Origin of the sequence: Propionicimonas paludicola, from assembly GCF_002563675.1 — a bacterium.
Taxonomy (GTDB): domain Bacteria; phylum Actinomycetota; class Actinomycetes; order Propionibacteriales; family Propionibacteriaceae; genus Propionicimonas; species Propionicimonas paludicola.
Window position 1 is genome coordinate 1,543,468 of record NZ_PDJC01000001.1, and the last position, 25,742, is coordinate 1,569,209.

A 25,742-nucleotide genomic window follows, 5' to 3' on the forward strand; every position below is an offset into this window, starting at 1 on the left:
GCCAACGGCCCGCTAGATTTGTGAGCAACGCGCAACCGAGAGGCATTCGATGAGCACACCCGCACAGCCGTCCAGCCAGGGGCAGGCCGTCCAGCTGGCTCCCCCGGACATGCTGAACCTGACCCCGGCCGCCGCGACCCCGGCGGTCGCCACCACGCAGGCGCCGGCGATGGCACCGCAGGTCGAGGCCGCCCAGGTGCCCGTCCTGGATGCCAAGGTCGAGGACTTCCTGAAGTCGCTGTCCAGCGCCGAGACCAACTCGCCGAGCTTCAGCGCTCAGACCGATGCAGTCCGCAACATGGGCGATGCCGACATCCGCAAGGCCGCCGAGACGTCCAACCGGCTGCTGCAGACCCCGGTCCGGGCCATCGAGGCCGGCGGCCTGGCCGACACTTCCAAGGTCGGCAAGACCCTGCTGGAACTGCGCCGCACCGTGGAGGACCTCGACCCGAGCCAGGCCCGCAAGCAGAAGGGCCTGCTGGGCAAGCTGAACCTCTCCCGTGGCGTCGGCGACTACTTCCGCAAGTACCAGAGCTCACAGGACCACCTCAACGCGATCCTGCACGCGCTGCGCTCCGGCCAGGACGAACTGACCAAGGACAACGCCGCTCTGAACATGGAGAAGCAGAACCTGTGGACGGTGATGGGCCGGCTGAACCAGTACGTCTACATCGCCGAGCGGCTGGACGCCAAGCTGGCCGCCCAGATCGCCGAGCTGGAGCTGACCGACCCGGAGAAGGCCAAGACCATGCGTCAGGACGTGCTGTTCTACGTCCGGCAGAAGCACCAGGATCTGCTCACTCAGCTGGCCGTCTCGATTCAGAGCTACCTGGCCATCGACGTGATCATCAAGAACAACCTCGAGCTGATCAAGGGCGTCGATCGGGCATCCACCACCACCGTGTCGGCGCTGCGCACCGCGGTGATCGTGGCCCAGGCACTGGGCAACCAGAAGCTGGTGCTCGATCAGATCACCGCACTGAACACCACCACCTCGGAGATGATCCAGCGCACCTCGGAGCTGCTGAAGGAGAACTCGGCGCAGATCCAGGAGCAGGCGGCCTCGTCCACCATCGGTATCGAGCAGCTGCAGGCGGCGTTCGCCAACATCTACGCGACCATGGACTCCATCGATCAGTTCAAGCTGAAGGCGCTGGACAACATGGCCGCCACGATCGGCACGCTCGAGTCCGAGGTGACCAAGAGCAAGGCGTACTTGGAGCGGGTCGCTCAGGCCGACTCCCGCGCGCAGAGCCTGCCTGCTATCACCATCGATCGCTGAGATGGGCTTCTGGGATTGGCTCGGGGGTAGACCGGAGGCAGCCGAAGCGAGCGCGGAGGACGAGTTGGCCAAGGCACCCACTGCGGCCGACATCTCCGCCTCGCTGACCTCGGTCGAGAACCTGGTCGCCGATCCGGCCGTGCCGGCCGTGGTCCGGGCCCGGGCTCGGCAGATCACCGCCACGGTGCGCAACACCCTGCCGCGGATCGACCTGCTCGGGCTGGGCAGCTACGACGCCTACTCGGTGGTGGCCACCGCCACCGACTATCTGCCCGAGGCGATCGGCGGCTACTTGCGGCTGCCCCGGGACTGGGCCGACTCCCGTCCGCTGGAGGGCGGGAAGACCGCTCTCCTGCTGCTGATCGACCAGCTGGACCTGCTGGCCTCGACCATGGATCAGATCTACAACGCGGCCAACACCACCGACGCGGCCGCGCTGATCACCCACGGCCGGTTCCTGCAGGAGAAGTTCGGGCACGCCCATGCCCCCGAGTTGAACGTGAGTCCCGAATGAGCGCGCCCACCCTTCGCGAGGCGCTGGACGCCCTGGCCCGCGCCGCGGTCACGGCCGGCTTCGCGGCCGATGACGCCGCCGCCGAGGGGCGGCTGCTGTCTGCCGCCGTCGCCGAGGCCAACCCGGGCGCCTACCTGGAGTGGTGCGCCCAGCTGGAGATCCCGGTCTCGGCCCAGGAGTTCATGGACGCCGCCGTGCGCGGCCGCCGCTACCGGGCCTCGGCCACACCGTTGGCCAGCCAGGCTGCGGCCAGCCCGAGTGCGGTGACCACGGCCTATCTGGACGCGCTCGAGCAGGTCTGTCTGGCCGCGGCCACTCTCGGCCAGCCCGGACCCGACGCCCTGGGTGCGGCCAGTCTGGCCGCTGCCGCCCAGCGTCCGCGGCCGGTGTTCACCCCCGCGCCTACCGCCGCCGGATCCCAGCCGAACGAGGAGGAGTTCCTGGCCCAGGCTCCCGGCATTCTGGCCGACGTGCTCGGCCGGCTGGCCGACAGCCAACAGCGAGTCCAGCAGGCCTCCCGGGCCGGGTTGCTCGACCTGAGCGGGCTGAACCCCCACGTGGGCGGCGCTTTCCCCGGCCTGAGCCAGCCCGGCTCGGCTCCCGCTCCGGCCGTCCCGGCGATGCCTGCGACTCCCGCGGCCCCGGCAGTGCCCGAGGCTCAGCCCGTCCCCGAAGCTGCCGCAGAGCCGGCCGAGCCGGAGAAGACGGTCGAGGAGTGGCTGGCCGAACTGGACGACCTGACCGGGCTGGCCGGAGTGAAGGCCGAGATCCATCGCCAGACCGCGATCCTGCGAGTCGACGCGCTGCGCACCAAGGCCGGGCTGAAGAGCCCGACCATCACCCGGCATCTGGTGTTCACCGGCAACCCGGGAACCGGCAAGACCACCGTGGCTCGCCTGGTCGGCGGCATCTACAAGGCCATCGGCCTGCTCAGCAAGGGACAGCTGGTCGAGGTCGATCGCTCCGAGCTGGTGGCCGGCTATCTGGGCCAGACCGCGATCAAGACCTCCGAGGTCGCCGCGAAGGCCTACGGCGGAGTGCTGTTCATCGACGAGGCCTACTCGCTCAACGGCGACCAGTACGGCGAAGAGGCGGTGAACACCCTGGTCAAGGAGATGGAGGACCATCGCGACGATCTGGTGGTGATCGTGGCCGGCTATCCGGAGCCGATGACCGAGTTCATCGACAACAACCCGGGGCTGGCCAGCCGGTTCCGGACCACGATCGAGTTCGAGGACTACACCGACGACGAGCTGCGCACCATCTTCACGTCGATGGCCGCCAAGTCCGACTACGACCTGGGCGAGGGCTGCCTGGACGAGTTCGACCGACTGCTGGCCCTCCAGCTCCGCGATCAGACCTTCGGCAACGGACGCTACGTCCGCAACATCCTGGAGGCGGCCATCGGACGCCACGCCTGGCGCCTGCGCGACATCACCGAGCCGACCCTGGAGCAGCTGCGTTCGCTGCTGCCGGCCGACCTCACCGAGCCGGAGCCCGAACCCGGGCAGCCGCTGAAGGCCCCGGCCGGCGCCCAGCCGTCCAGCCCGGTCGAGTTCCCGTCCGCGAGCCCGGAAGAGTGACCATGACCACCTCAGCAGCCACCGCCAAGGTCAGTTCGCCGACGCCTGCAGCTGCACCTCCGGCGACCGATCTGGCCGCGCTGCCGACCCCGCCGCCGGTCAGCGACACCCCGCGTCGGCTGCGCCGCTACCAGCTGATCACCGGGGTGGCGGTCCTGCTGTTCGGCATGGTCGGGGTGGGACAGTTGACCCAGTTGCGCACCGACCTGAGCACGGCCCCTCAGGTGAGCGTCCAGCACGTCCGACTGGGCGAGGTCAGCGGTGCCATCTCCGCGGCCGGTAACCAGGCCGCTGCCGCCGCCCTGGCCGGCTCTCCGTCCGATCAGAGCGCGCCGTTGGCCCAGGTCGCCGGCCTCGTGGTCGCGGCTGCCGCCGCTGCACCGGCCCGTGCCGAAGTGCTCGGGTCGATCAACTCCGATCTTCTGCAGTACGGCCAGCTGCTGTCAGCCGGGGCCTTTGACCGAGCTGAGGAGCTGCGCAGTTCGTCGCTCCAGCCCGCGTTGGACGGGTTGGGCGCCCAATCCGCAGACGGCGGCCAGGCAGTGTGGTGGACCTCGCCCTACCTCTCGCTCGGCCTGGGACTGGTCGTGCTGATCGGCCTGGGTTGGCTGAGCTATCAGGTGGCGCAGCGCAGCCATCGGATCCTCAACACCGGGTTGGTGGCGGCCATCGTGGCCACTGTGGCCATCGCCGGCCTCGCCGCAGCCGGAACCCCGATCAGCGGCACCGCCGGGCTGGCCGACAACTCGGTGATCCAGGCGTCCAGCCAGCTCACCAAGGCACAGCTGGCGGCCGACTCGGCCTCCCGGGCGCTGCTCGACGCGGTGCGACTCAAGCATTGGGACAAGTCCACTCAAGAAGCCTTCGGAACCGCCGACAAGCTGGCCGCAACCGAGTTCACCGGCGAACCCGCCGACCGGTACAAGGACCTTCGCTCGGCGCAGGCACCGGTGGTGACCGCCCTCGCGGCGGGCAACTGGGCCAAGGCCGGCAGCCAGCTGACCAAGGCTGATGCCATCGCCAACGCGAAGGACGATCTGGCCAACAGCATCGCCGATCAGCGCGCGTCGCTCAACGCCTCGGCCGCCTCGGATTCGGCGAATGACTCGCTGCTGTTCCTGTTCGAGGTCGGCGCCGCCGTCTTGGCCATGGCCGGGGCTTTCCTCGGCGTCCGCGGCCTGCAGAACCGAATCGAGGAGTACCGGTGAGTCCTACCTCCCCCACCGCCCCCGGACAGCTCGGAGTGGCCGCCCGGCCCACCGAAATGCTGGAGTACCTGGGTCTGCTGGACGCCTGGCTGAGCGAACGGCGCGCCGAGCTGGACTCACTGGACGCCCAGATCCTGTCCACCGGACGCCAGCAGGAACTGACCGGTGACATGTCACTGGCCATGGCTCTGTGGCAGGCCGCCAAGACCCGGCAGAGCCTGATTCTGAACACGTGGGACTCCGGACGCGTCGGCCCCAAGGAACTCGACCAGCTCTCCGGCCTGATCTGGGGACGGCTGGACACCGCCACCTCCCCGGTGACCGCGCTGGCCTCGATGGCCGTCTCGCTGCCCGAGGCCGGACGGCTCTGCGACGCTCTGGTCGCCCAGCTGCGAACCCGGCTGAACACCGATCCGAATGCCGAGCAGCAGCAACTCCGGCTGCGCGAGCTGCGCGCCCAGGCCGAGCGGATCCGGGAACAGATCGGCCTGGAGCCCCCGGCCCTGGCCCAGCCCGCGCTGGCCAAGCTGGCCGGCCTGGTGGCCCGGGCCGATGACCTGATCGCCAAGCGCGAGCGCGGTGGCGACATCTCCGGCTCGCTCAGCGCACTGGAGATCGACGCCGCCAAGTTCGAGCGGGACCTGATCGTCGGGGCCGCCCAGCGTCGCGAAGCCCGCGAGCTGCTCGACCAGGCCCGTCAGAAACTGGCCGGGCTCAGCCAGAGCGAACAGGAACTCCGAGCTCAGGCCGCCCAGCTGGGCGGCCAGGTGTGGCCGGCTCCCCACGTCGAGTTGCCGAGCGTGGCCGCCCTCGGCCCGGTCCCCAACACCGGACGGGCCTTGCGCGGCTACCTGGCCGCTCTGGACGGGCTGGCCAACCAGCTGGCCGCCGCTCGCCAGCAACTCGGCCGGGTGGACACCGGGATCGGTGCCGTCCACGCCCAGTTCGCCTCACTGAACTCCCGCACCGAGGCGGCCGGCCTGGCTGCCGATCCGGGGCTGATGGAGCTGCGAGCCACCATCGACGCCCGACTGAGCGCCCGGCCGATCCCGGTCGCGGTGGTCCAGCAACTGCTCGGCGCCTACGGGGCCGAACTCGACTTCCGCAGTCAGGCCGCGCGATGAAGTGCCGTCAGCCGGGCTGCACCGGCACCATCGTCGATGGCTACTGCGACGTCTGTGGCATGCCCGGCCAGGCCATGCCGGTCGGCCAAGGTCAGGCCGGCGCGCGGCCGTCCGGGCGGGCCACCGGCCGCTGCACCCAACCCGGCTGCACCGGCTCGATCGTCGACGGCTACTGCGACGTCTGCGGCTCACCCAGCCAGGCCAGCGATCCGGCCAGCGCGCCCGCTGCGGTGCCCACCACCCGGACCTCGGCGCATCTGGGCTCCACTGCCCTGGGCTCGGCCCGGGTCACCTCCTTCGGTAGGCGCCCCACCCGACGGGCCGCCGGCCAGCCGACCAGCTCCGGCCAGATCGGCGCCGGGCTGACCCGCGTGCCGCCGGCTCCGGCCATCGATCCGGCCAAGGCCGTCCTGCCGCATCCTGAGGTTCCGCTGGACGCCCGGGTCTGCGCACGCTGCTCGGCCAAGGTGGGCCAAGGCGCCAAGGACGTGGCCAGCCGCTCCGAGGGCTTCTGCCCGAGCTGTGGAGCGCCCTACTCGTACGCCGTCAAGCTCTTCCCCGGCGATGTGGTGGCCGGGCAGTACGAGGTGATCGGTGCGCTGGCCCACGGCGGGATGGGCTGGATCTACCTGGCCCGCGACCGCAACGTCTCCGGACGCTGGGTGGTGCTGAAGGGCATGCTCAACACCGGCGACCCGGACGCCCTGGCCGCCACCATCGGCGAGCAGCGCTTCCTGGCCCGGGTGGAGCACCCGCTGATCGTCGAGATCTTCAACTTCGTCACCCACCAGGGCGCCGGCTACATCGTCATGGAGTACGTCGGCGGCCGGTCGCTGAAGCAGCTGCTCAAGCAGCGGATGGTGGCCAACGGCGACCAGGTCGATCCGCTCCCCGTGGAGTGGTCGTTGGCCTTCCTGATCGAAATCCTGCCCGCCTTCGGCTACCTGCACTCACTGAACCTTCTCTACTGCGACTTCAAGCCTGACAACGTGATTCAGGTCGGCGACTCGCTGAAGCTGATCGACCTGGGCGGCGTCCGACATGCCGGCGACGAGGACTCGGCCATCTACGGGACGGTCGGCTTCCAGGCGCCGGAGGTGGCCACCCTCGGCCCGTCCATCGCCTCCGACATCTACACGGTCGGACGCACCTTGATGGTGCTGTCGGCCGACGTCCCCGGCTACCGCAGCCAGTACGAAACCACCCTGCCGCCGGCCGAGGAGCTGCCCGCCTTCGCCGAGCACGACTCGCTGTACCGGCTGCTGCTCAAGTGCTGTGCGCCCGACCCCAACGACCGATTCACCTCGGCAGAGGAACTGCGCCAGCAGATGCTGGGGGTGCTCCGCGAGGTGGTCGCCAGCCGGACCTCCGCGGTGGCCACCACGTCGGCCCCATCGGCGCTGTTCGATCCGCCGACGGTCTCCAGCGAGCGGTCCGGACAACTCCCCCGGCTGCGCCTGGACCCTGCCGATCTGAACGCCGACTGGCTGCACCGGATCGCCGACGAGGCGCCCGCCCAGCGGCTGAAGGCGCTGAGCAGCCCGCCGTCGCAGTCCCCGGCCGTGGTCGTGGCCCGCGGCCAAGCCGCCCTGGAGACCGGAGACCTGCGCCTGCTGGACCGCTGCGTGCAGCGGCTGCTCGATGAGGACCCCTGGGAGTGGCGGGCGGTCTGGCTGGCCGGTCTCGGCGCGCTGGCGGCCAAGGACTACCGCAACGCGCAAAGCGCCTTCAATGCCGTCTACGGACAGCTGCCCGGAGAACTGGCACCGAAGCTGGCCCTGGCCCTTGCCTGCGAGCTGGGCGGTGAGTTCGATCTGGCCGAGAGCCTCTACCAGACCTGCGCGGCCACCGATCAGGCCTACCTGACTCCGGCCGCATTCGGATTGTCCCGGCTGCGTTCCAACCGTGGCGATCTGGCCGGTTCCTTGCAGGCGTTGTCCCTGGTCCCGAGCACCTCGCGCGGCTACCCGGAGTCGCTGCGGCTGCGCGCCGGACGCATGGTCAGCCTGGCCGCCGATCCGGACGGGATCAACCAAGCGCTGGTGGCCGTCGAGCGGGCACCACTGGAACTCGTCGAGAACCGTGGCTACCGCGCCACCCTGCTCGAGCGAGCCGCCCGGCTGGCCGATCAGCGCGGTCCGCTGACCATTTCCGGCAAGAAGGTCGAGGCGGCCGAACTACGCGCCAAGCTCGCCGACACCTACCGGGAACTGGCCCGGCTCACCGACGACCCGGGGATCCGGGCCGGCTGGGTGGACCTGGCCAACTCGCTACGACCCTGGAGCCTGCTGTGACCACCGCCGATTGGCCGCTGTTGCCGACCTGCCCGACGTGTGGGGCGCCGGTCAGTGCGTCCGCCTCGTTCTGTGAAGCCTGCGGCGGAGAGCTGACTCCGACCGAGCCGGCGCCGGCCGCGAGCCTGCCCGCCGAGCCGTTCTCGGGCCAGACCCAGCGGCTGGGCAGCCGAGCCAGCCAGGCCACCGAATGCATCTCCTGCGGCGGCCCGGTCGGCGCCGACGGCTACTGCCAGCTGTGTGGCACCAAGGCGCCCAGCGCCCGCGATCACTACCGCCAATCCCCTGCCGACTGGGTGGCCGGCGTCTGCGACCGCGGCCAGACCCATCCGCGCAACGAAGACGCCATGGCGCTATGGGCGCAGGCCGACCATGCGGTGCTGGTGGTCTGCGACGGGGTGTCCACCAGCACTGACTCCGATGTCGCTGCCCAGGCCGGCGCCGAGGCGGCCCGCGATCTGCTGGTCGAGCGGCTCGGCTCCATCGAGACCGGCTCCGCCGACGCCGTACAGGCGGCCCTGACCGAGGCTGCCGCGGCCGCCAATGCCGCCGTGGTGGCCAACACCGCCGAGGACTCCACCAATGCCGCCTCGGCCACATTCGCGGCCGCCGTCGTGGCCGGCGGGAGCGTCCACTACGCCAACCTGGGCGACTCCCGGGTGTACCTGCTCAGCGAGAGCGAGCGTCGCCTGCTCAGCGTGGACGATTCGCTGGCCCAGGCCTTCATCGAGGGTGGCATGCCGCGCGAGGAGGCCGAGGCCATGCCCCGAGCCCACGCGATCACCAAGTGGTTGGGCCGCGACGCCACCGACATCGTGCCGCGGGTCGGCTCGCTGGCCATCGATCAGCCCGGCTGGCTGGTGGTCTGCTCCGACGGCCTGTGGAACTACGCCTCCAACCCCGACAAGCTCACCGAACAGCTCACCGCCACCGGCGCGGACGACCCGGCCACGGTCGCGGCGAAGCTCGTCGAATGGGCCAACGGGCAGGGCGGACGAGACAACATCACCGTCGCACTGGCCCGGCTTCACGCGCCGGGCGACCAACCCCCGCCGTCGCATAGTCTGGACTCGGCTGATGCCGCAGCCAGCACCACAGAACAGGAGCATGCCGAGCATGGCTGAGTTCACCTCTGCCGTCTTCCAGAACGAGTTCCTGCCCGACGGGGGCACGGACGTCAACGCGATCGTCACCATCCGCTGCACCGGCGCCGGCGAAGCCGGACGCACCGGACGCGGCGACGCCGGCGAGATCGTCGTGGTGGACACCTCCGGTTCGATGGGCGTCACCAACATGCAGGCCGCCAAGCAGGCCGCCATGGTCGCGCTGGACAACATCCTCGACGGCACCTACTTCGCCGTGGTGGCCGGCAACCACAAGGCGTACCTGGCCTACCCGATCGTCCAGACCGGCGCCGGGATGGTGCGAATGGATGCCAACACCCGGGCCGAGGCCAAGCGGGCCATCAGCTTCTTCCGGGCTGAGGGTGGCACTGCCATGGGCACCTGGCTGAACCTGTGCCGAGCGCTGTTCGACTCGATCGGCAACCTGGGCAACAAGCACGTGATCCTGCTCACCGACGGTGAGAACCACAACGAGACCCCGACTCAGCTGGATCAGGCAATTCGCGCCTCGGTCGGCCAGTTCCAAGTAGATGCCCGCGGCATCGGCGTCGACTGGAAGGTCGCCGAGATCCGCAAGATCGCCCAGGCCCTGCTGGGCAGCGTCGACATCATCGGCGACCCGAGCCGGCTGAGCGCCGAGTTCGCCTCGCTGATGCGCAACTCGATGGCCCGGGGTGTGGCCAACGCCGATCTGCGGGTCTGGATCCCGCAGGGTGCCCAGGTCATGTTCATCCGTCAGGTCTCGCCGTCGGTGGAGGATCTGACCCACCGCGGCGTCCCGGTCAACCAGCTCACCATGAGCTACCCGACCGGCGCCTGGGCCGACGAGGAGCGCGACTACCACATCGCCGTCCGGCTGGCCGCCAAGACGGTCGGCCAGGAGCAGCTGGCTGCCCGGGTTCAGCTGGCGGTCGGTGCCGAGTTGCTCACTCAGGGCCTGGTCAAGGCCAAGTGGTCGGCCGACACCAACCTCACCGCCCAGATCAACCCGGAGGTCGCCCACTACACCGGGCAGGCCGAGCTGGCCCAGGTGATCCAGGAGGGCCTGGCCGCCAAGGCCGCCGGGGACGAGGCCACGGCCACCACCAAGCTGGGCCGGGCCGTCCAGCTGGCCACCGAGACCGGAAATGCCGAGGCAACGGCGAAACTGCGCAAGGTGGTAGACATCTCCGACGCCAGGACGGGTACCGTTCGGTTGAGGAAGGCAGTCGACAAGGCCGACGAGATGGCCCTGGACACCGCCTCCACGAAGACGACGCGAATCAGAGGCTGAGATGGCAACTTGTCCTGCAGGGCATCCGAGCAACCAGGCCGACTTCTGCGATGTCTGCGGACTTCCGATCGGCGGTGAGCCGGTCGCGGTCGCGACCGATGCCGCCGACCAGCCGGCCGAGACGCTGAGCTGCCCGAACTGCTCCACTGCGAATGTGGCCGATGCACTGTTCTGCGAGAACTGCGGCTACGACTTCACCACCGGCACGCTGCCGGCCAGCCCGGACGCCGAGGTGGTGACCCCGCCGGCACCGGCCGAGGCCGAGACCGATCAAGCTGCTGCCCCGTCCCCGAGCGAGGCCGACGCCGCCGCCCCGTCCCCGAGCGAGGCGGAGCCCACGCCCGCGGCGCCGGTCGCGGAGGCGTCCACCCCGGTGAGCGCCACGCCGTCGCCGACCACGGCCCCGACGGTCCTGAAGCGTCCGCCGGTGGAGTGGATCGCCGAGCTATGGATCGACCCGGACTGGTATGCCGCCCAGGGCTCCACTGACCCGCTGCCGTCGCCCGGCCTGCCGGACATCGTCCCGCTGATCAAGCCCAGTTCGCTGATCGGACGGGTCTCGCACAGCCGGGGCATCTTCCCGGACGTCGACTGCGAACTCGACACCGGCTGCAGCCGTCGGCACGCCATGCTGACCACCGACGGCACCCGCTGGTGGGTGGAGGATCTGAACTCGGCCAACGGCACTTTCGTGGGTGCGGCGGCCGGTCCGCTGCCGGCCATGCCGATCCCCCAGGGGCGGGTGGAACTGGCCGCTGGCCAGCGGATCTACCTGGGCGCCTGGACCCGGATCGTGATTCGCAAGGCCACCCCGGACGAGCAGGAAGCCTTCGCCGGCTGAGTCGTCCCGGCAACCCGGAATAGCCGATCGTCGGCAGCGGTTCTCCTTGGTGACTACCAAGGAGCTGTAGATGACGACGTTGAAGGATTTCCAGGCCACCCTGATCACCGGGGTGGACAAGGATCTGGCCGATTACCAGGGTCAGGTGGTGCTTGTGGTGAACACCGCCTCCAAGTGCGGCTTCGCACCCCAGTTCGACGGCCTGGAGAAGCTCTATGAGGAGTACCAGGATCAGGGCCTGGTCGTCCTGGGCTTCCCGAGCGATCAGTTCGCCAAGCAGGAGTTCGAGGACGACGCCGAGACCGCCGAGTTCTGCAAGCTGAACTTCGGGGTCACCTTCCCGATGTTCTCCAAGGTCGACGTCAACGGCGCCCAGGCTCACCCGCTGTTCGCCTGGCTGCGCAGCGAAACCGGTGGCTTCCTGGGCGATGCGATCAAGTGGAACTTCACCAAGTTCCTGATCAACCGGGACGGCGAAGTCGTCCACCGCTACGCCCCGACCGTCGAGCCGGCCGCCATCGAAGGCGATCTCAGGGCGCTGCTCTGATCCGGTTGCGCTGAGGGCGTAAGCGGCTCGGAAGGCGCCAACCCCGGTGGTAGCTTGGCGACGGCATCCAGCAAGGAGGAACGGTGGAGATCAAGATCGGCATTCGACAGGTGGCCCGCGAGCTGACCGTGGAGACCGACGCGTCGGCGGCTGACGTCGAGGCCGACCTCAAGGCAGCCCTCACCGAGGGGACGGTGCTCGCCCTCTCCGATGAGAAGGGACGCCGCATCCTGGTGCCTGCCGCCCAGATCGCCTACCTCGATCTCGGCCAGGAGAAGGCCCGTCCGGTCGGCTTCGGCTCGCTATAAGCCGGAACCGCTAGACTGTGCGTGCCGCACCCTAAAGTGCGTGCCTGCCTAGAGCGGCCCGAGCGCGCCGCCGGCGGTCCGCAAACCTGCGCCCACCATGGCCGCAGTGACAGATAAGGCACGACCCTGACCGACATCACCGAAACCGACCTGCCTGCCCCGGCAGCCCTGCCCAGCTTCGCTGAGCTGGGCGTGATCCCCGAGATCGTCGAGGCGCTGGGCACGCTGGGCATCGAAACCCCGTTCCCGATCCAGGCGCTGGCGATCCCGATTGCCATCACCGGCACCGACATGATCGGCCAGGCCCGCACGGGCACCGGCAAGACCTTCGCCTTCGGGATCAGCCTGCTGCAGCGGATCACCGTCCCCACCGACCCCGGCTATGACGAGCTGGCCGTCCCCGGCGCCCCGCAGGCGCTGGTGATGTGCCCGACCCGCGAGCTGGCCCTTCAGGTGACCCGCGACCTCGAGGTGGCCGCGACCGTCCGCAAGGCCCGAGTGCTCACCGTCTACGGCGGTGTCGGCTACGACACGCAGCTGGACGCGCTCGCCGAAGGTGTGGACGTGGTGGTCGGCACCCCCGGACGCCTGCTCGACCTGGCCAACAAGCGCAGCCTGAACCTGTCCCAGGTGAAGGTGCTGGTGCTGGACGAGGCTGACGAGATGCTCGACCTTGGCTTCCTGCCCGATGTTGAGCGGCTGATCAGCAAGACCCCGAAGACCCGGCAGACCCTGCTGTTCTCCGCGACCATGCCGGCCGCCATCGTGGCCCTGGCTCGGATGCACCTGAACCAGCCGGTGAACGTCCGCGCCGAGACCCACGATGCGCAGCTGACCGTCCCGGACACCACCCAGTTCATCTACCAGGCCCATGACCTGGACAAGCCGGAGATCGTCGGCCGGATCCTTCAGTCCCCGCACTGCACCCGCACCATGATCTTCACCCGCACCAAGCGGGCCGCGCAGCGCCTGTCCGATGAACTGATGGATCGCGGCTTCCACGCCACTTCGATCCACGGCGACCTCAACCAGGTGGCCCGCGAGAAGGCGCTGAAGAAGTTCCGTGAGGGCAAGGTCTCGGTGCTGGTCGCCACCGACGTGGCCGCCCGCGGCATCGACATCACCGACGTCAGCCACGTGATCAACTACGAATGCCCCGACTCGGAGATGACCTACGTCCACCGGATCGGACGCACCGGCCGGGCCGGCGCCAAGGGCATCGCGGTCACCCTGGTCGACTGGGCTGACGTGACTCGCTGGAAGATGATCAATCGCATTCTCGAGCTGGACTTCACCGAGCCGCCGGAGACCTACTCGACCTCTGCGCACCTGTTCGCCGACTTGGATATCCCAGCCGGCACTCGCGGCCGGCTGGCTGAGCCGATCGAGCGCGAGCACCGCGAGCTTCGTCCGAGCAAGGACGCCCACAAGCACCACAAGGACAAGGACCGGGACAAGGGCACCGAGGTGGCCCGCGCCGAGCGTCCGCCCCGGGATCGCTCCCGGCGGCGGCTGCGCAACGGTGAGCCCGTGGACGGCACCGCGACCACTACCGTCGAGGCCACCGCGACCGCGTCCGAAGGAAGCCCGGCCGAAGGCTCCGATCGTCCGCGTCGTCGGCGTCGGCGCGGCCGTTCCGGCGGCGGCGCTGCTGCTCCGGTCAGCGAGAGCTGACCCACCAGGAGTCACGGAGTTCGACGGTTCGGCCGGCACCTCCGCGCAGGCATCCCGCAATCAGTGTGGCCTCGGCCAGCCCGAGCACGCTGAAGACGATGCTGAATGCGCCAATCTGGGGTCCGGCCACCGGATCGGCGCCAAGCCCTGCGTGCAGCGCGAACGGGATCACCGCCAGCATCGCGACCGACAGCATGCCCAAGAGCACCAGCAGCGGCACCGAGATCAGCTGTGCGCTGGATCGGCCTCGCCAGCACTGCCATGCTGCGGCCAGAGCCCACGGGATCAGCCAGACCAGATCTAGCACCCAGGTGGGGTTCGGAAGCCCGGACAGGTGAAGGTTGGCCGGCCGGGCCAGACCGAGCACGCCGGGGACGATCTCGCTGAGCCACAGCCCGGCGATGCCGACCCCGCCCACCGCAAGGAAGACCGCCGTGGGCCGGCTCGGGAACCGAGGCAAGACTGACTCGTCGGTCAGTTCGACCCGGATCAGGCCGTCCAGCAGCCCGAAGCCGGCGAGGCCGACGACCGCGAGGTACACCAGGAAGACCGGGGTGAAGACGGCTCCGATGGCCAGGTGCAACGCGCAGTAGGCCAGCCAACCCAGCATTCCCAGCTGCACCAAGTGCCCCCGCCAGGAGCCGGCGGCCGATCGTCGGGAGCTGAGGATCAGGATGACCGCTGCGACCAGGTTTACGGCATCCTGCGCCCGCCAGGTCTGGCGTTGCAGCTCGGTGACCCCGGGGTAGGCGTCCGGGGCAACAAGCCCGTACCCGGCCGCTGTCGCCACCAGCAGAGGCAGGAGGACGCCGAGAGCCAGGAACCTGCGTCTGGTGGCCGACATATCGTCCGCCGTCAGGCCGCGAACTGCGAGCGGCGCAGCCTGGCCCGCCACCACAAGGCCAGTCCGATCTCCACCACACCGAAGCCGGCGATCACGGGCTGCAGGAAGAAGTAGATCTGCAGCACGGCGAGTTGCAGGATGATCCAGATCAGCAGGTTGGCACCGGCCAGTAGGCCGGCCAACACGCCCAGTCCGGGTCGCCGCGGCAGGAAGAGTTGAGGCACCGCGGCCAGCAGCTGCGGCACCGCGACCAGACCGATCAGGATCCAGCCCGGGCCGACCCAGGTATCGAACGGCGTCCGAGCCAACCAGGCGGTGGGCAGCTTCCAGGTGTCGGTGATCAGCCCGACTCCCCCGCTGATCGCTTGGTAGGCCACGAAGACTTCGATCACGGCCAAGGCCCAGGTCTGCCATCGACGCCCGGAGGCCGCAACTGGTACCGACACTGGGGTCAACCTCTCTCGATCGGCATCGTCGCCAGGCCTGAGCCTAATGATTGCGGGCATCGCTCACGCCGAATGAGCAACTTCTGGCTGAGTCGAGGGCGCATCGGGCTCGTCGATGGGCGTGAAGTCCCACATGGCCCGGTGCCGCAGCGCGATCACCGCCGGAACCGCCAGGCAGATGGCCGCTCCGCAGAACAACCAGGTCACCGAGAAGTGCAGCACCCAACCGGCCAGCATCTGGGAGATCGGGCCCAGCCCGTACATCGACAGCATCAGCACCGACATCACCCGGCCCAGGAAGGGCTTGGGCGTCATCTGCTGCAGCAAGGTGATCACGTTGATCGACAAGAAGCCGTTCCCGATCCCGCCGATCACCATCAGCGCCACGGCCACCCAGGTGTTGTCCACGAAGCCGATGGCGGCATAGATGACCCCGAGGAACGGAAAGATGGCGAAGCCGATCCAGCCCAGTTGCCGGGAGCTCGGACGCCAGGAGCCGGCCCCGGCCATCCCGATCAGGTTGCCGGCCGCATAGCCGGACAGCACCGCCCCGAAGGCCGCAGCACCTTCAGTCAGCCGCTCGGCGGCCAGCACCGGCAGGCCGACGAACACCGGCCCGGTGAGCATCAGGTTGGCCAGCGCGATCACGATCACCAGGGTGCGGATCGTGGTGTCCCGCCAGACGAAGCTGAGGCCGTCGGCGATGTCACGCAGTGGATGCCGGTCCGAGCCGAAACCGGCGACCGGACGCATCAGGCCCAGGGTGATCACTCCGAACGCGAAGCTGGCCGCGTCCACTGCGAAAGCGAAGGCGATCCCGGTCATCCCGGCCGGCGTCCCGGCCACATCGTGGGCAAGCAGCGCGATGATCGAGCCGGCCAGCGCCGGGCCGACGAACTGCGCGGCCTGGTCGGCGATCATCATCAGCGAGTTACCGCCGGCCAGCTGCCGCTCCCCCACGACGCGCGGCAAGGTGGCCTCTGCGGCCGGCAGGAAGAAGCCCGAGATCAGCCCGAAGCCGAGGGCCAGGGCGTAGATCATCCACAGCTGGACCGTGCCGGTGGCCACCGCGATCGCGATCCCGGCGGCGATGCCGAACCGGAGGACGTCCGAGCCGATCATCAACAGCCGTGGTGAGACCCGGTCGGCGATGGCGCCGCCGAACAGCATCACTAGTGCCCGTGGAATGCCGGCCAGAGCCATCACCAGGCCGAGCTGGAGCGGGTCTCCGGTCAAGGCCAGGACCAGCCACGGCAGGGCAATCAGATGGAACTGGTCGCCGAGGTGACTGACCGCTTGGCCCATCCAGAGCAGTCGAAATTCCCGATTCTTCAGTGTTGTGAGCATGGTTCTCCCCCGAAATGGCGAAATGTGAAAGTCAGGCGGTGAGCGTCCCGGCCCGCTGAGAAGCCAGCAGTCCGGTGATCAGCGCACGCAGGGTGGCCGCGAACTCGGCCTCCGAGCCGAGGTAGTCTCCTTCGGCGAATAGGCGGTGCAGGTGCGGGAAGGTCTCGGCCGACAGGTCGGGGAGCCCTCCATCATCAGCGCCTTCAGCGGCGCGCTCGTCGTGGAGGGCGTGAATGGTGGTCAGGCCGATCACGCTCTGCCCAATGGCATCCAGGGCCAACAGCGCTTCGATGGCCGAAAAGCCGGCCTCGAACAAGATGCCGACCATGATCTCGACCCCGGCCAGCTGAGCTGGGGTACGCATGGAGCGTCCAGCCACCAGCGGCAAGGCACGCGGGTGGACCAAGAGGATGCGCCGTAGCTCGGTCGCGGCCGCCATCAGCCGATCCTCGATGCTGGCGGACGGGTCGTCGGCGCTGAGATCCAGGTCCGACATGATCTTGTCGACGATCAGGCTGTGCAGGGCGTCCTTGCTGGGCAGGTGGTAGTACAGCGTGCTGGCGTCGACCCCGAGCCGGGTGCCCAGGGTGCGCATGCTGTGACCGTCCAGGCCGGTCTCGTCGATCAGCTCGAGGGCGGCGGTGACGATCTGCTCGCTGGTCAGCGTCTGCCGTCCGGCCTTGCGTGGGCTCATCAGAGCACTCCTTCCAACAGTGTTGGATACTAATCCAACACTGTTGGGTAATGCAACCTCAACCGCCGCTTCACTACCCGTCGGCCCACTTCGCTACCGCTCTGCGGGTAGCGAAGTACACGAACCGGTAGCGAAGCGCGTCGAGCGGTAGCGAGGTACCGGGGAGCCCGGTCCCAGCGGCCAGAGGATCGGCGGACGCCGCACTACCCGTCCCTACGCCGCGCTACCGGTCCCTCGATGGCGCTACCCGTGCAACGGTAGCTTCGCGACGAAGCGGTAGCACGGCCAGCCGAACCGGTAGCACCGCGCTCGAGACCGGCCGAGCCACCCGAATGGGACGGACGAACCAGCGCGTCAGTAGACCATGTTCATGGCCTGGCGCACCTCGTCGAGGGTGGCGTTTCCGACCTCGTTGGCGTGCGCATTGCCGGTCCGGAGCACGTCCATCAGGTAGCCGGGATCGGCGGCCAGCTCGACCCGGCGCGCCCGGATCGGAGCGAAGAACTCGTTCACCGCATCGGTGACGACCTTCTTCAGGGTGCCGCCACCGCCGTCGCCGATCTCCTCAGCGATGGCCACCGGATCACCTCCGGTGCACAGCGAGGCCAGCATCAGCAGGTTGGAGACCTCGGGACGGTTGGTCGGATCGTAGGTGATGTGTCGATCGGAGTCGGTGACTGCCTTCTTGATCAGCTTGGCCGTGGTGTCGGCGTCCATCCCGATCTCGATCACATTGCCCTTGGACTTGCTCATCTTGGTGCCGTCCAGGCCGAGCACCGTGGACGCCTTGGAGAGCAGCGCCTCGGCCTGCGGGAACACCGGACGGGTCAGATCCACGCGTCCATAACGCTCGTCAAAGCGGCGGGCCACCACCCGGGTCTGCTCGAGGTGCGGCAGCTGGTCCTTGCCGACCGGCACCAGGTTGGCCTTGCAGAACAGGATGTCGGCGGCCTGGTGCACCGGGTAGGTGAGCAGCAGGCCGGACATCGGACGATCGCCGGTGGCCTCCAACTCGGCCTTCACCGTGGGGTTACGGCGCAGTTCGGCGTCGGTGACCACCGAGAGGAACGGCAGCAGCAGCTGGTTGAGCGCCGGCACGGCCGAGTGGGCGTAGATGGTCGTGCGCGCCGGGTCCAGGCCGATGGCCAGGTAGTCGGCCATCATGCTCAGCACCCGGTCGTGGATCGGGCCGGTGCCATCGCGGTCGGTGATCACCTGGTAGTCGGCGATCAGGATGAAAGTCTCAACCCCGGCGTTCTGGATGCGCACCCGGTTGGCCAGCGACCCGAAGTAGTGGCCGATGTGCAGGTTCCCGGTGGGACGGTCGCCGGTCATCACCCGGAAGCCGGACGGATCCTTGGCGATCTGCTCCTCGATCTCGATGCTGCGCGCCTCGGTGCGTCGCAACGACGCGTCCGAGGTCGACTGGGCGAGATCCTCGCCGGAATCGTCGCTCGCCATCGTGGCCGGGTGATCGGACATTGACTCTCCTAGGTTGACGCAGCCCGGTTCAGGCATGCGAAACGGCCGCCTGTTTCCGACGGCCGTGGGCATGGATCAAGCGGTTCGGGCCGTCGTTACGGCCGCCACCAGCAGATCCTCGTTTGCATGGCGTCAATCTATCACCGCACGCTCCGCGCCCGCCGTGCAGCGCCGCTAGGCCACCCCGCCGCGCTCGTCGATCCGGCGCTGGATTTCGGCCAGCACCCCCGGGGCGGTCAGGTTGCAGCCGAGCTCGTGATCCATCTTGCCCAGGCCGTGATAGTCCGACGAGCCGGTGGCCAGCAGCCCCAGCGATCCGGCCAATGCCCGCAACTCGGTTCGGGTGTCATCGTCATGGTCCTGATGGTCGACCTCCAGCCCGTCCAACAGCCCGGAGCCGGCCAGCTCGGCCAGCACCGCGGCATCGAGCAGTTCGCGGCTCTGCCGTCCCCAGGGATGGGCGATCACCGCCGCTCCCCCGGCTTCCCGGATGAGCTGCAGTGCGCGCCGCAGCGGCACCCCGTAGCGCGGCACGAAGATCGGACGATCGTCGGCCAGCCAGCCGTCGAAGGCCTCCCGACGATCAGCCACGTAGCCCAGTTCGACCATGGCGTCGGCCAGATGCGGACGCCCGACCGACGGGCTCTCCCCTACATGCCGGGCCAGCACCTCGGCCGGCACCGGCATGCCGACCGCGGCCAGCCGTTCCAGCATCTGCGGGATCCGGCCGGTGCGCCCGGCCCGGACCAGCTCCAGTTCGGCCAGCAGCCCCGGATGATCCGGACGCGGCCCGTAGCCGAGCAGGTGGACGCTCTGGCCGTCCAACTCGGCGGAGATCTCGACTCCGCGGAGCAGCTCCACCCCGGTCGTGGTCGCTGCCTGAGCGGCCTCGTCCAGCCCGTCGAAGGTGTCGTGGTCGCACAGCGCGATCGCCGACAGTCCGGCCGCGGCGGCGTTCACCAGCAACTCGGTGGGCGAATCGGTGCCGTCGGACACCGAACTGTGCGTGTGCAGATCGATCATCACCGGACCATCCTGACAGCCAGGCCCGCTCAGCGGCATTCAGCCAGCAGTGAGCGCACCTGGCCGAGGCCGACGTTCATCTTGGCCACATCGGGAGTGCCCTCGGCAACCTGGCGGATCATGGCGATCCGGGCGGACGCCTGCGGCGTCTCGCTCAGCCAGGCCGACAGCGCCTGCTCAGCCGCTGTTCCCGGCGTGACCCGGGAGGCCAGTTGCTCGGTGAGGTCGGCGTGCGCGGCCAGCAGCTCGTCGCGGAGCGCAGCCCGGGCCATGGCGTCCCAACGGACCTGCCGGGGCAGTTCGTCCACTCCACCGAACAGCAGATCCAGACCGAGCGCACCGGAAATCGCGTAGTGCAGCTCGGCGATCTCCAGCGGATCACGGCCCAGCCGATGCCCGACCTGGACGATGCTGAGCAGCGTATGCGCTTGTCCGGCCGCACCCAGTGGCCGAGCCAGCTCCTCGGGGACGCCGGCGGCCAGCCAGGCCGACGCCTTGCGGGCGGCCGCCTCCTGGTCGGCACCGGTCAGCAACTCGGGCAGCCTGGGTCGCAGCGCGGCCACCGCCGGGCCGTACTCCTCGATGGCCGAGACGATGTCGAGTGAGCCACGGCTGCGGTGCAGCAGCCACCGGGTGGCCCGCTCGACCATCCGCAGCAGCACCACCCGCAGCTCGGTGCCCAGCTCGGCGGTCAGCCCGTTCAGCCGACGGAGCCGGACCTCGTCCAGCCCCACGTTGAAGATCGCCCGCGAGGCCAGCTGAGCCCGGATGATGTCGGCCACCTCGGCCCCGGTCTCGGTGGACAGCCGGTGATAGGCCGTGATGCCTTGGGAGTTCACGAAGCGGTTCACCGCCACCGTGGTGATGATCTGCCGAGCCAGCCGATGCGAGGGCATCACCGCGGCGTAGCGCTGCCGCAACGGCTCCGGGAAGTACTGGACCAGCCGGTCGGCCAAGTAGGGATCATCGGGCAGATCGGAGGCCAGCACCCAGCGTTTGAGCGCGATCTTGGTGTAGGACAGCAGCACGGCCAGCTCCGGACGGGTCAGCCCACTGCCGGCGGCGATCCGGGCGGCCATCTCGGCCGAGCCGGGCAGCCCCTCGAGGTGCCGATCCAGCAGCCCGTCGGCCTCCAGGACCCGCATCCACTCCTCGTGCTGGCCGGCCAGCCGGAACCGGCGATACATGGCATTGGCCAGGGCCAGGTTCTGGTCGAAGTTGTGCGACAGCACCAGGGCAGCCACTTCGTCGGTCATCGAGGCGAGCAGTTCCTGCCGCTCCGGCCCACTCAGCGGGGACGGCGCGCTGGACAGCAGGATCTTGATGTTGACCTCGTGATCGGAGGTGTCGACCCCGGCCGAGTTGTCGATGAAGTCGGTGTTGATCCGACCGCCGGCCTGGGCGTACTCGATCCGTCCAGCCTGGGTGAAGCCGAGGTTTCCGCCTTCGGCCACGCACCGGGCGCGCAGCTCACGTCCGTCCACCCGGAGCGCGTCGTTGGCCTTGTCACCGACCTGCGCGGAGGTCTCGGTGGACGCCTTCACGAAGGTGCCCACCCCACCGTTGAAGAGCAGGTCGACCGGCGCTCGCAAGATTGAGGCGACCAACTCGTTGGGAGTGAGCTGGACGACCTGCTCGTCCAGGCCGAGCACCCGGCGGATCTCCGGGCCGATCGGCACCGACTTGGCGTCACGGCGGAAGACCCCACCACCGGCCGAGATGCCCTGGTGGTCGGCCCAGGTCGAGCCGGGCAGCGCGAACAGCCGCCGGCGCTCGGCGAAGGAGGCCGCCGGATCGGGGTCCGGGTCGATGAAGATGTGGACGTGGTTGAACGCGGCGACCAGCCTCAGCCGATCCGAGGCCAGCATCCCGTTGCCGAAGACGTCCCCGGCCATGTCACCGATCCCCACGCAGGTGAACTCGTCGCGGGCCGGATCCAGACCCATCTCGGCGAAGTGTCGCTTCACCGACTCCCAGGCGCCGCGGGCGGTGATCCCCATCACCTTGTGGTCGTAGCCGGCCGAGCCGCCGGAGGCGAAGGCGTCCCCCAGCCAGAAGCCGCGCTCGGCCGAGATCTCGTTGGCGTAGTCGGAGAAGGTGGCCGTGCCCTTGTCGGCGGCCACCACCAGGTAGGGATCCTCGCCGTCGTAGCAGAGCACCCCGGGCGGAGCGATCACCTGCTGGTCGACGATGTTGTCGGTCACGCTGAGCAGCGCCGCCACGAACAGTCGGTAGCAAGCCACCCCCTCGGCCAGCCAGGCCGCCCGATCCCGTGGATCCGGCAGCCGCTGCGGGACGAAGCCGCCCTTGGCGCCGACCGGGACGATCACAGTGTTCTTCACCAACTGGGCCTTGACCAGGCCGAGCACCTCGGTTCGGAAGTCCTCGGGACGATCGGACCAGCGCAACCCACCCCGGGCCACCGGCCCGAACCGCAGATGGACGCCGTGTACCCGCGGTGAGTAGACGAAGACCTCATACTCCGGACGCGGGGCCGGCAGCAGCTCCAGTTCGGCCGGCAGCAGCTTCAGGGCGATGGTCGGTGAGTCGGTGAACGCATTGGTCCGGACGCTGGCATGGATCACTGCAGCGAAGGCGCGCAGAATCCGGTCGTGGTCGAGGCTGGCCACTGCGTCCAGCTGACCGGTCAGCTGGGCCTCCAGGCCGGCCAGGGTCTCGGCCCGGGAGCCGTCCGCTCCGCTCCAGTTCGGGTCGAACTTGGTGGCGAAGATCTCGGCCAGGCCGGCGGCCAGGGACGGGTTCGCGACCAAGGCTGCGGCCAGGTAGGGCTGGCTGAACGAGAGTCCGGCCTGCTGCAGGTAGCGGGAGACCGCGCGCAGCCAGGACACCTGCCGCCAACTCAGCCCAGCCAGGATCACCAGCTGGTTCAGCTGATCGGCCTCACACAGATCGGTCCAGGACGCCACGAAGGCCTCGGCGAACCGGGCCCGGGTGTCGGCGGTCCACTCCCCGGCCAGCCGCAGGCCGAAGGCGTAGACCCGGACCGGGGTGCCCCGCAGATCCCACTCGTAGGGCCGCTCGTCCACGACGTCCGACCCAAGCGCGGTCAGATGCGGCATCACCTTGATCAGCGGCAGCTCCTCCAGGCTGAGCACGGTCAGCCGTAGGTCGGCCGGATCGTCGGCGTCGGCCGGGTCGGCGATGGTGACCCGCAGGCTGTCGGTCTCGGTGAGCTGGTTGGCCAACTCCAGATGGGCCAGCGCCACCGCCGGCGGGTGATCGGCCTCGTAGACCTCACCGAACTCGACGCCGCGCTGCTCGCTCGGCAGGGACGCCGCCAGCCGGCTGAACTCGTCGTCCCAGCTGGTGGTGACCCGGGAGACCAACCCCTCGATCCGGGCCGCGTCCAGGGTGGCGGACGCCTGGGCGCCGAGCCGCACCACGAAGAAGAGCCTGGTCAGCACCGACTCGCTGACCAAAGTGGCGTACTCCAGCTCCACCCCGCCCAGCTCGGCCAGCAGGATCTCCTGGATCCGCAGCCGGGTCTCGGTGTTGAACCGGTCGCGGGGCAGGAAGACCAGAGCGGTGACGAAGCCGCCGTGACGGCTGCGGCGCAGGAAGACCCGAGTCCGGCGCCGCCCGCGCAGGGCGGCCACCGCGGCGATGGTCTGGGACAGTTCGTCCACTCCGGCTTCGAAGAGCTCGTCGCGCGGGTAGTCGGCGATCACCTGGCGAGTGGCGTTCCAGCCGTACGAGTTCGGCTCGAAGCCGCAGCCGGCCAGCAGTCGGCGGCTCTTCGCGGCCAGCACCGGGATGCTGGCCACCGACTCGGTGTAGGCCGCGGCCCCGAGCAGGCCCAGGAAGCGATGCTCCCCGTGCAGCGTTCCGTCGGCGGCGAACTGGCGCACCACCAGTTGGGTCAGGTAGGCCGGGCGATAGACCGGCGAGCGACGCTGATCCCGGAACAGCACCAGGACGTCCTGCTCCCCCGCCTCCGGAGCGGCCACCGGGTCCAACCCCACCTCGCCGCGCAACAGCCCCAGCCCGCTGCCGGCCACCGGGCTCAGCGTCGATCCGGACGAGGCGAACGCGGCATAGCCCAGGAAGACGAAGTGCTCTCCGGCCAGCCAGTCCAGCAACTCCACGGCCTCGCCGGCGTCCGGACGCTGCTGGCCGGCCTTCAGCTCGGTGATGGCATCCCGGCAGCGAGTCAGCATCGGCTGCCAGTCGTCCACCACCACGGCGACCGTGGCCAGCGCCCGCTCCAGCCCGGCGGTCAGCTGCGGCCCGAGTTCAGCGGCACTGCTGCCCAGCGGCGGGTACACCTCCAAGGCGATCCAGGACTCGACCTGGCCGGTGCCCACCTCGATCAGCTCACCCTCGGCGGTGCGCCGAACTTGGGGTTGCGGGTGATACAGCTGGCGCAGGCTCCAGTCCTGGCTGGTCAGCTCGAGGACCGCGGTGTCCACCAGGAACGGGCGGTCGTCGGTGACGATCAGCACCACGCTGGAGCCGTGCGCATCCCAGGTGTCCGGGGTGAACACCTCCACCAGGTGCTGGCCGGGTCGGCGGTGCCGGCCGGCGGCCAGTTGGGCCTGGGCGAGCGCGGCCAGTTCGACCGGGTCGATCTCGGGGAGGTCCGGCTCGGGTACCGGGGCCAGGTAGGCCGCCAGCAACCCCCGCAGCTGAGGGGACGCCTCGGCGCCCGCGGCCGACAACAACTGGTCTCGCAACCCGGCAGTCGAACCAGGATCCACAGTGGGCACACCTGCTCCTTCGCAGCGACTTGGCTTGTTTCAGCCTATCCAGGCAACAATGAACCTCATGCTGATCCACGCCACCAATAACTTCGCAGCTGAAGTACCCACGGTCTTCGCCATGCTCCTCGACCCGGTGTTCCTGCGGGCGACCTGCCTGGCCGCCGAGCCGTTGGATCACGCGGTGAGTGTGGACGGGCTGCACACCTCCAGCACCCGAGTGTTGCCCACGCCGTCGGTGGCGGCCCGGTTCACCGGCCCGACAATCAGCGTCACCGACGAGATCGTCTGGGCCGAGGAGGACGGCCCGACCCGGACCGGGACCGCCCGGGTACGGGTGGACGGGCTTCCGGCCGAACTGCTGGGCACCGTGACCCTGGTCCCCGGCGGACGCGGCAGCGTGCTCACCTACGACGGCAACTTCGAGATTAAGATCCCGGTGCTCGGCCCGAGCCTGGCCAAGCAGGCCGCCCCGGTGCTGTTGCAGGCACTCGAGCTCCAGCAGCAGGTCGGCGACCAGTTCCTGGCCCGGGGCTAGGCCTCGGCGCGGGGCGCGGACGTCCGGCGGCCGACCAAGATTCCGATCAGGACCAGCACGATCCCGGACAGCTGCACCCAGCCCAGCTGCTCGCCGGCGAACATCGTCCCGAGCAGGACTCCGGTGACCGGGTTGAGCAGGCCGACGATGCCCACGGTGCCGGCAGCCAGCTTGGTGAGCCCGTAGAACCAGCAGACCGAGGCCAATGCCGTGGCCACCAGCGAGATGTAGGCGAAGCCGGCCACCGCGGTTCCGCTGAGGGCCGGCGGTGCTCCCTCGAAGATGATCGCCGCCACCACCAGCATCAGGCCGCCGGCCATGGCCTGCCAGGCCGTGGTGGCCAGCACCGGCATCCCGGCGCCCCACTTCTTGTTCAGCACTGCGCCCACCGACGACAACACCAGCGCCGTCAGTGAGGTCAGCACTCCGGGCAGGGTGATCCCGGCCCCACCGGTGCCGACCACCAGCAGCACTCCGGCGATGCCCAGCCCCGCACCGGCGGCCATCCCGGTGCTCGGGCGTTCACCGAGCAGCGCCCAGCCGAAGCCGCCCATCACCACCGGGGCCAAGGCCATCAGCGAGGAGGCGATCGAGCCGGGCAGCCACAGCGCCGTCAGGTACAGCAGAGCGAAGAAGCCCCCGAAGTTGAGCACGCCGAGCACCAGCGAGCGCCACCACCACGAGCCCTTGGGCAGCTGGCGGGCCAAGGCCATGAGCACGAGCCCGGCAGGCAGCGCGCGGATCGCGCCTCCCCACAGCGGATCCTCGGCCGGCAAGAAGTGCCGAGTCACGAAGTAGGTCGAACCCCAGGCGATCGGCGCGATCGCGGTCAGCGCCAACCAGCGCCATTTAGCTTCCATGGAAGTAATAATGTCTTA

Annotated in this window: 21 protein-coding genes; 13 read left to right on the forward strand and 8 right to left on the reverse strand. The window is 69.4% G+C overall.

All coding sequences use genetic code 11. The annotated features are described in order from the left end of the window. Nucleotides 1-49 precede the first annotated feature (49 nt). From ATK74_RS07080 to ATK74_RS07135, 12 genes are all read left to right on the forward strand, one after another. Nucleotides 50-1,282 carry a toxic anion resistance protein gene (locus ATK74_RS07080; RefSeq protein ID WP_098460377.1) on the forward strand — a complete coding sequence of 411 codons (1,233 nt, stop codon included), beginning with the start codon at nt 50-52 and terminating at the stop codon, nt 1,280-1,282. A gap of 1 nt (nt 1,283) precedes the next feature. Then, entirely contained in the window at nt 1,284-1,796 is a 513-nt protein-coding gene (locus ATK74_RS07085; RefSeq protein ID WP_098460378.1) for a GPW/gp25 family protein, read from the forward strand. Continuing rightward, complete coding sequence (locus ATK74_RS07090; protein WP_098460379.1) at nt 1,793-3,379, forward strand: AAA family ATPase; 1,587 nt, start codon at nt 1,793-1,795, stop codon at nt 3,377-3,379. The genes ATK74_RS07085 and ATK74_RS07090 overlap by 4 nt, the downstream gene beginning before the upstream one ends. 2 nt (nt 3,380-3,381) lie before the next feature. Next, nucleotides 3,382-4,587, forward strand: a complete 1,206-nt coding sequence (locus ATK74_RS07095) for a hypothetical protein (protein ID WP_098460380.1) — start codon at nt 3,382-3,384, stop codon at nt 4,585-4,587. Continuing rightward, nucleotides 4,584-5,711: a hypothetical protein gene (locus ATK74_RS07100; protein WP_143483588.1), complete on the forward strand. Its 1,128-nt coding sequence runs from the start codon at nt 4,584-4,586 to the stop codon at nt 5,709-5,711. Before ATK74_RS07095 ends, ATK74_RS07100 begins: the two co-directional genes overlap by 4 nt. Then, nucleotides 5,708-8,005, forward strand: a complete 2,298-nt coding sequence (locus tag ATK74_RS07105; RefSeq protein ID WP_098460382.1) for a serine/threonine-protein kinase — start codon at nt 5,708-5,710, stop codon at nt 8,003-8,005. Before ATK74_RS07100 ends, ATK74_RS07105 begins: the two co-directional genes overlap by 4 nt. After that, nucleotides 8,002-9,129 carry a protein phosphatase 2C domain-containing protein gene (locus ATK74_RS07110; protein WP_098460383.1) on the forward strand — a complete coding sequence of 376 codons (1,128 nt, stop codon included), beginning with the start codon at nt 8,002-8,004 and terminating at the stop codon, nt 9,127-9,129. The genes ATK74_RS07105 and ATK74_RS07110 overlap by 4 nt, the downstream gene beginning before the upstream one ends. Then, complete coding sequence (locus tag ATK74_RS07115) at nt 9,122-10,402, forward strand: vWA domain-containing protein (protein ID WP_098460384.1); 1,281 nt, start codon at nt 9,122-9,124, stop codon at nt 10,400-10,402. The genes ATK74_RS07110 and ATK74_RS07115 overlap by 8 nt, the downstream gene beginning before the upstream one ends. Nucleotide 10,403: 1 nt before the next feature. Next, nucleotides 10,404-11,243, forward strand: a complete 840-nt coding sequence (locus ATK74_RS07120; protein ID WP_098460385.1) for a double zinc ribbon and FHA domain-containing protein — start codon at nt 10,404-10,406, stop codon at nt 11,241-11,243. A 70-nt stretch (nt 11,244-11,313) separates the two neighbouring features. Next, nucleotides 11,314-11,790, forward strand: coding sequence for a glutathione peroxidase (locus tag ATK74_RS07125; protein WP_098460386.1), 477 nt, complete (start codon nt 11,314-11,316; stop codon nt 11,788-11,790). An 83-nt stretch (nt 11,791-11,873) separates the two neighbouring features. Further along, nucleotides 11,874-12,098 carry a DUF3107 domain-containing protein gene (locus ATK74_RS07130; protein ID WP_098460387.1) on the forward strand — a complete coding sequence of 75 codons (225 nt, stop codon included), beginning with the start codon at nt 11,874-11,876 and terminating at the stop codon, nt 12,096-12,098. Between the two features lie 126 nt (nt 12,099-12,224). Then, nucleotides 12,225-13,772 carry a DEAD/DEAH box helicase gene (locus tag ATK74_RS07135; RefSeq protein WP_425440114.1) on the forward strand — a complete coding sequence of 516 codons (1,548 nt, stop codon included), beginning with the start codon at nt 12,225-12,227 and terminating at the stop codon, nt 13,770-13,772. Here the strand turns inward: ATK74_RS07135 and ATK74_RS07140 are convergent. From ATK74_RS07140 to ATK74_RS07170, 7 genes are all read right to left on the reverse strand, one after another. After that, entirely contained in the window at nt 13,759-14,616 is an 858-nt protein-coding gene (locus ATK74_RS07140) for a hypothetical protein (protein WP_098460388.1), read from the reverse strand. The genes ATK74_RS07135 and ATK74_RS07140 overlap by 14 nt on opposite strands. Nucleotides 14,617-14,627: 11 nt before the next feature. Next, on the reverse strand, nt 14,628-15,062 hold the full coding sequence (locus ATK74_RS07145; RefSeq protein ID WP_211283307.1) for a hypothetical protein: 435 nt from the start codon (nt 15,060-15,062) through the stop codon (nt 14,628-14,630). 63 nt (nt 15,063-15,125) lie between these two features. Continuing rightward, nucleotides 15,126-16,409 (reverse strand): MFS transporter, encoded by a 1,284-nt coding sequence (locus ATK74_RS07150; protein WP_098460390.1) that lies wholly within the window; start codon nt 16,407-16,409, stop codon nt 15,126-15,128. 31 nt (nt 16,410-16,440) lie between these two features. Beyond that, nucleotides 16,441-17,103, reverse strand: a complete 663-nt coding sequence (locus ATK74_RS07155; RefSeq protein WP_098460391.1) for a TetR/AcrR family transcriptional regulator C-terminal domain-containing protein — start codon at nt 17,101-17,103, stop codon at nt 16,441-16,443. Between the two features lie 354 nt (nt 17,104-17,457). Next, on the reverse strand, nt 17,458-18,564 hold the full coding sequence (gene trpS, locus ATK74_RS07160) for a tryptophan--tRNA ligase (RefSeq protein ID WP_425440115.1): 1,107 nt from the start codon (nt 18,562-18,564) through the stop codon (nt 17,458-17,460). 195 nt (nt 18,565-18,759) lie between these two features. Continuing rightward, the gene (locus ATK74_RS07165; RefSeq protein ID WP_245841015.1) at nt 18,760-19,608 is read right to left on the reverse strand and encodes a PHP domain-containing protein; all 849 of its coding nucleotides are present in this window, start codon (nt 19,606-19,608) and stop codon (nt 18,760-18,762) included. A 29-nt stretch (nt 19,609-19,637) separates the two neighbouring features. Beyond that, on the reverse strand, nt 19,638-24,335 hold the full coding sequence (locus ATK74_RS07170) for an NAD-glutamate dehydrogenase (protein ID WP_143483589.1): 4,698 nt from the start codon (nt 24,333-24,335) through the stop codon (nt 19,638-19,640). A 49-nt stretch (nt 24,336-24,384) separates the two neighbouring features. On the opposite strand from ATK74_RS07170, the gene ATK74_RS07175 reads away from it, so the two are divergent. Beyond that, nucleotides 24,385-24,864, forward strand: a complete 480-nt coding sequence (locus ATK74_RS07175; RefSeq protein WP_098460395.1) for a DUF2505 domain-containing protein — start codon at nt 24,385-24,387, stop codon at nt 24,862-24,864. Here ATK74_RS07175 and ATK74_RS07180 read toward each other — a convergent pair. Further along, nucleotides 24,861-25,724, reverse strand: a complete 864-nt coding sequence (locus ATK74_RS07180) for an EamA family transporter (RefSeq protein WP_098460396.1) — start codon at nt 25,722-25,724, stop codon at nt 24,861-24,863. The two genes, ATK74_RS07175 and ATK74_RS07180, sit on opposite strands and share 4 nt — an antisense overlap. Nucleotides 25,725-25,742: the final 18 nt, after the last annotated feature.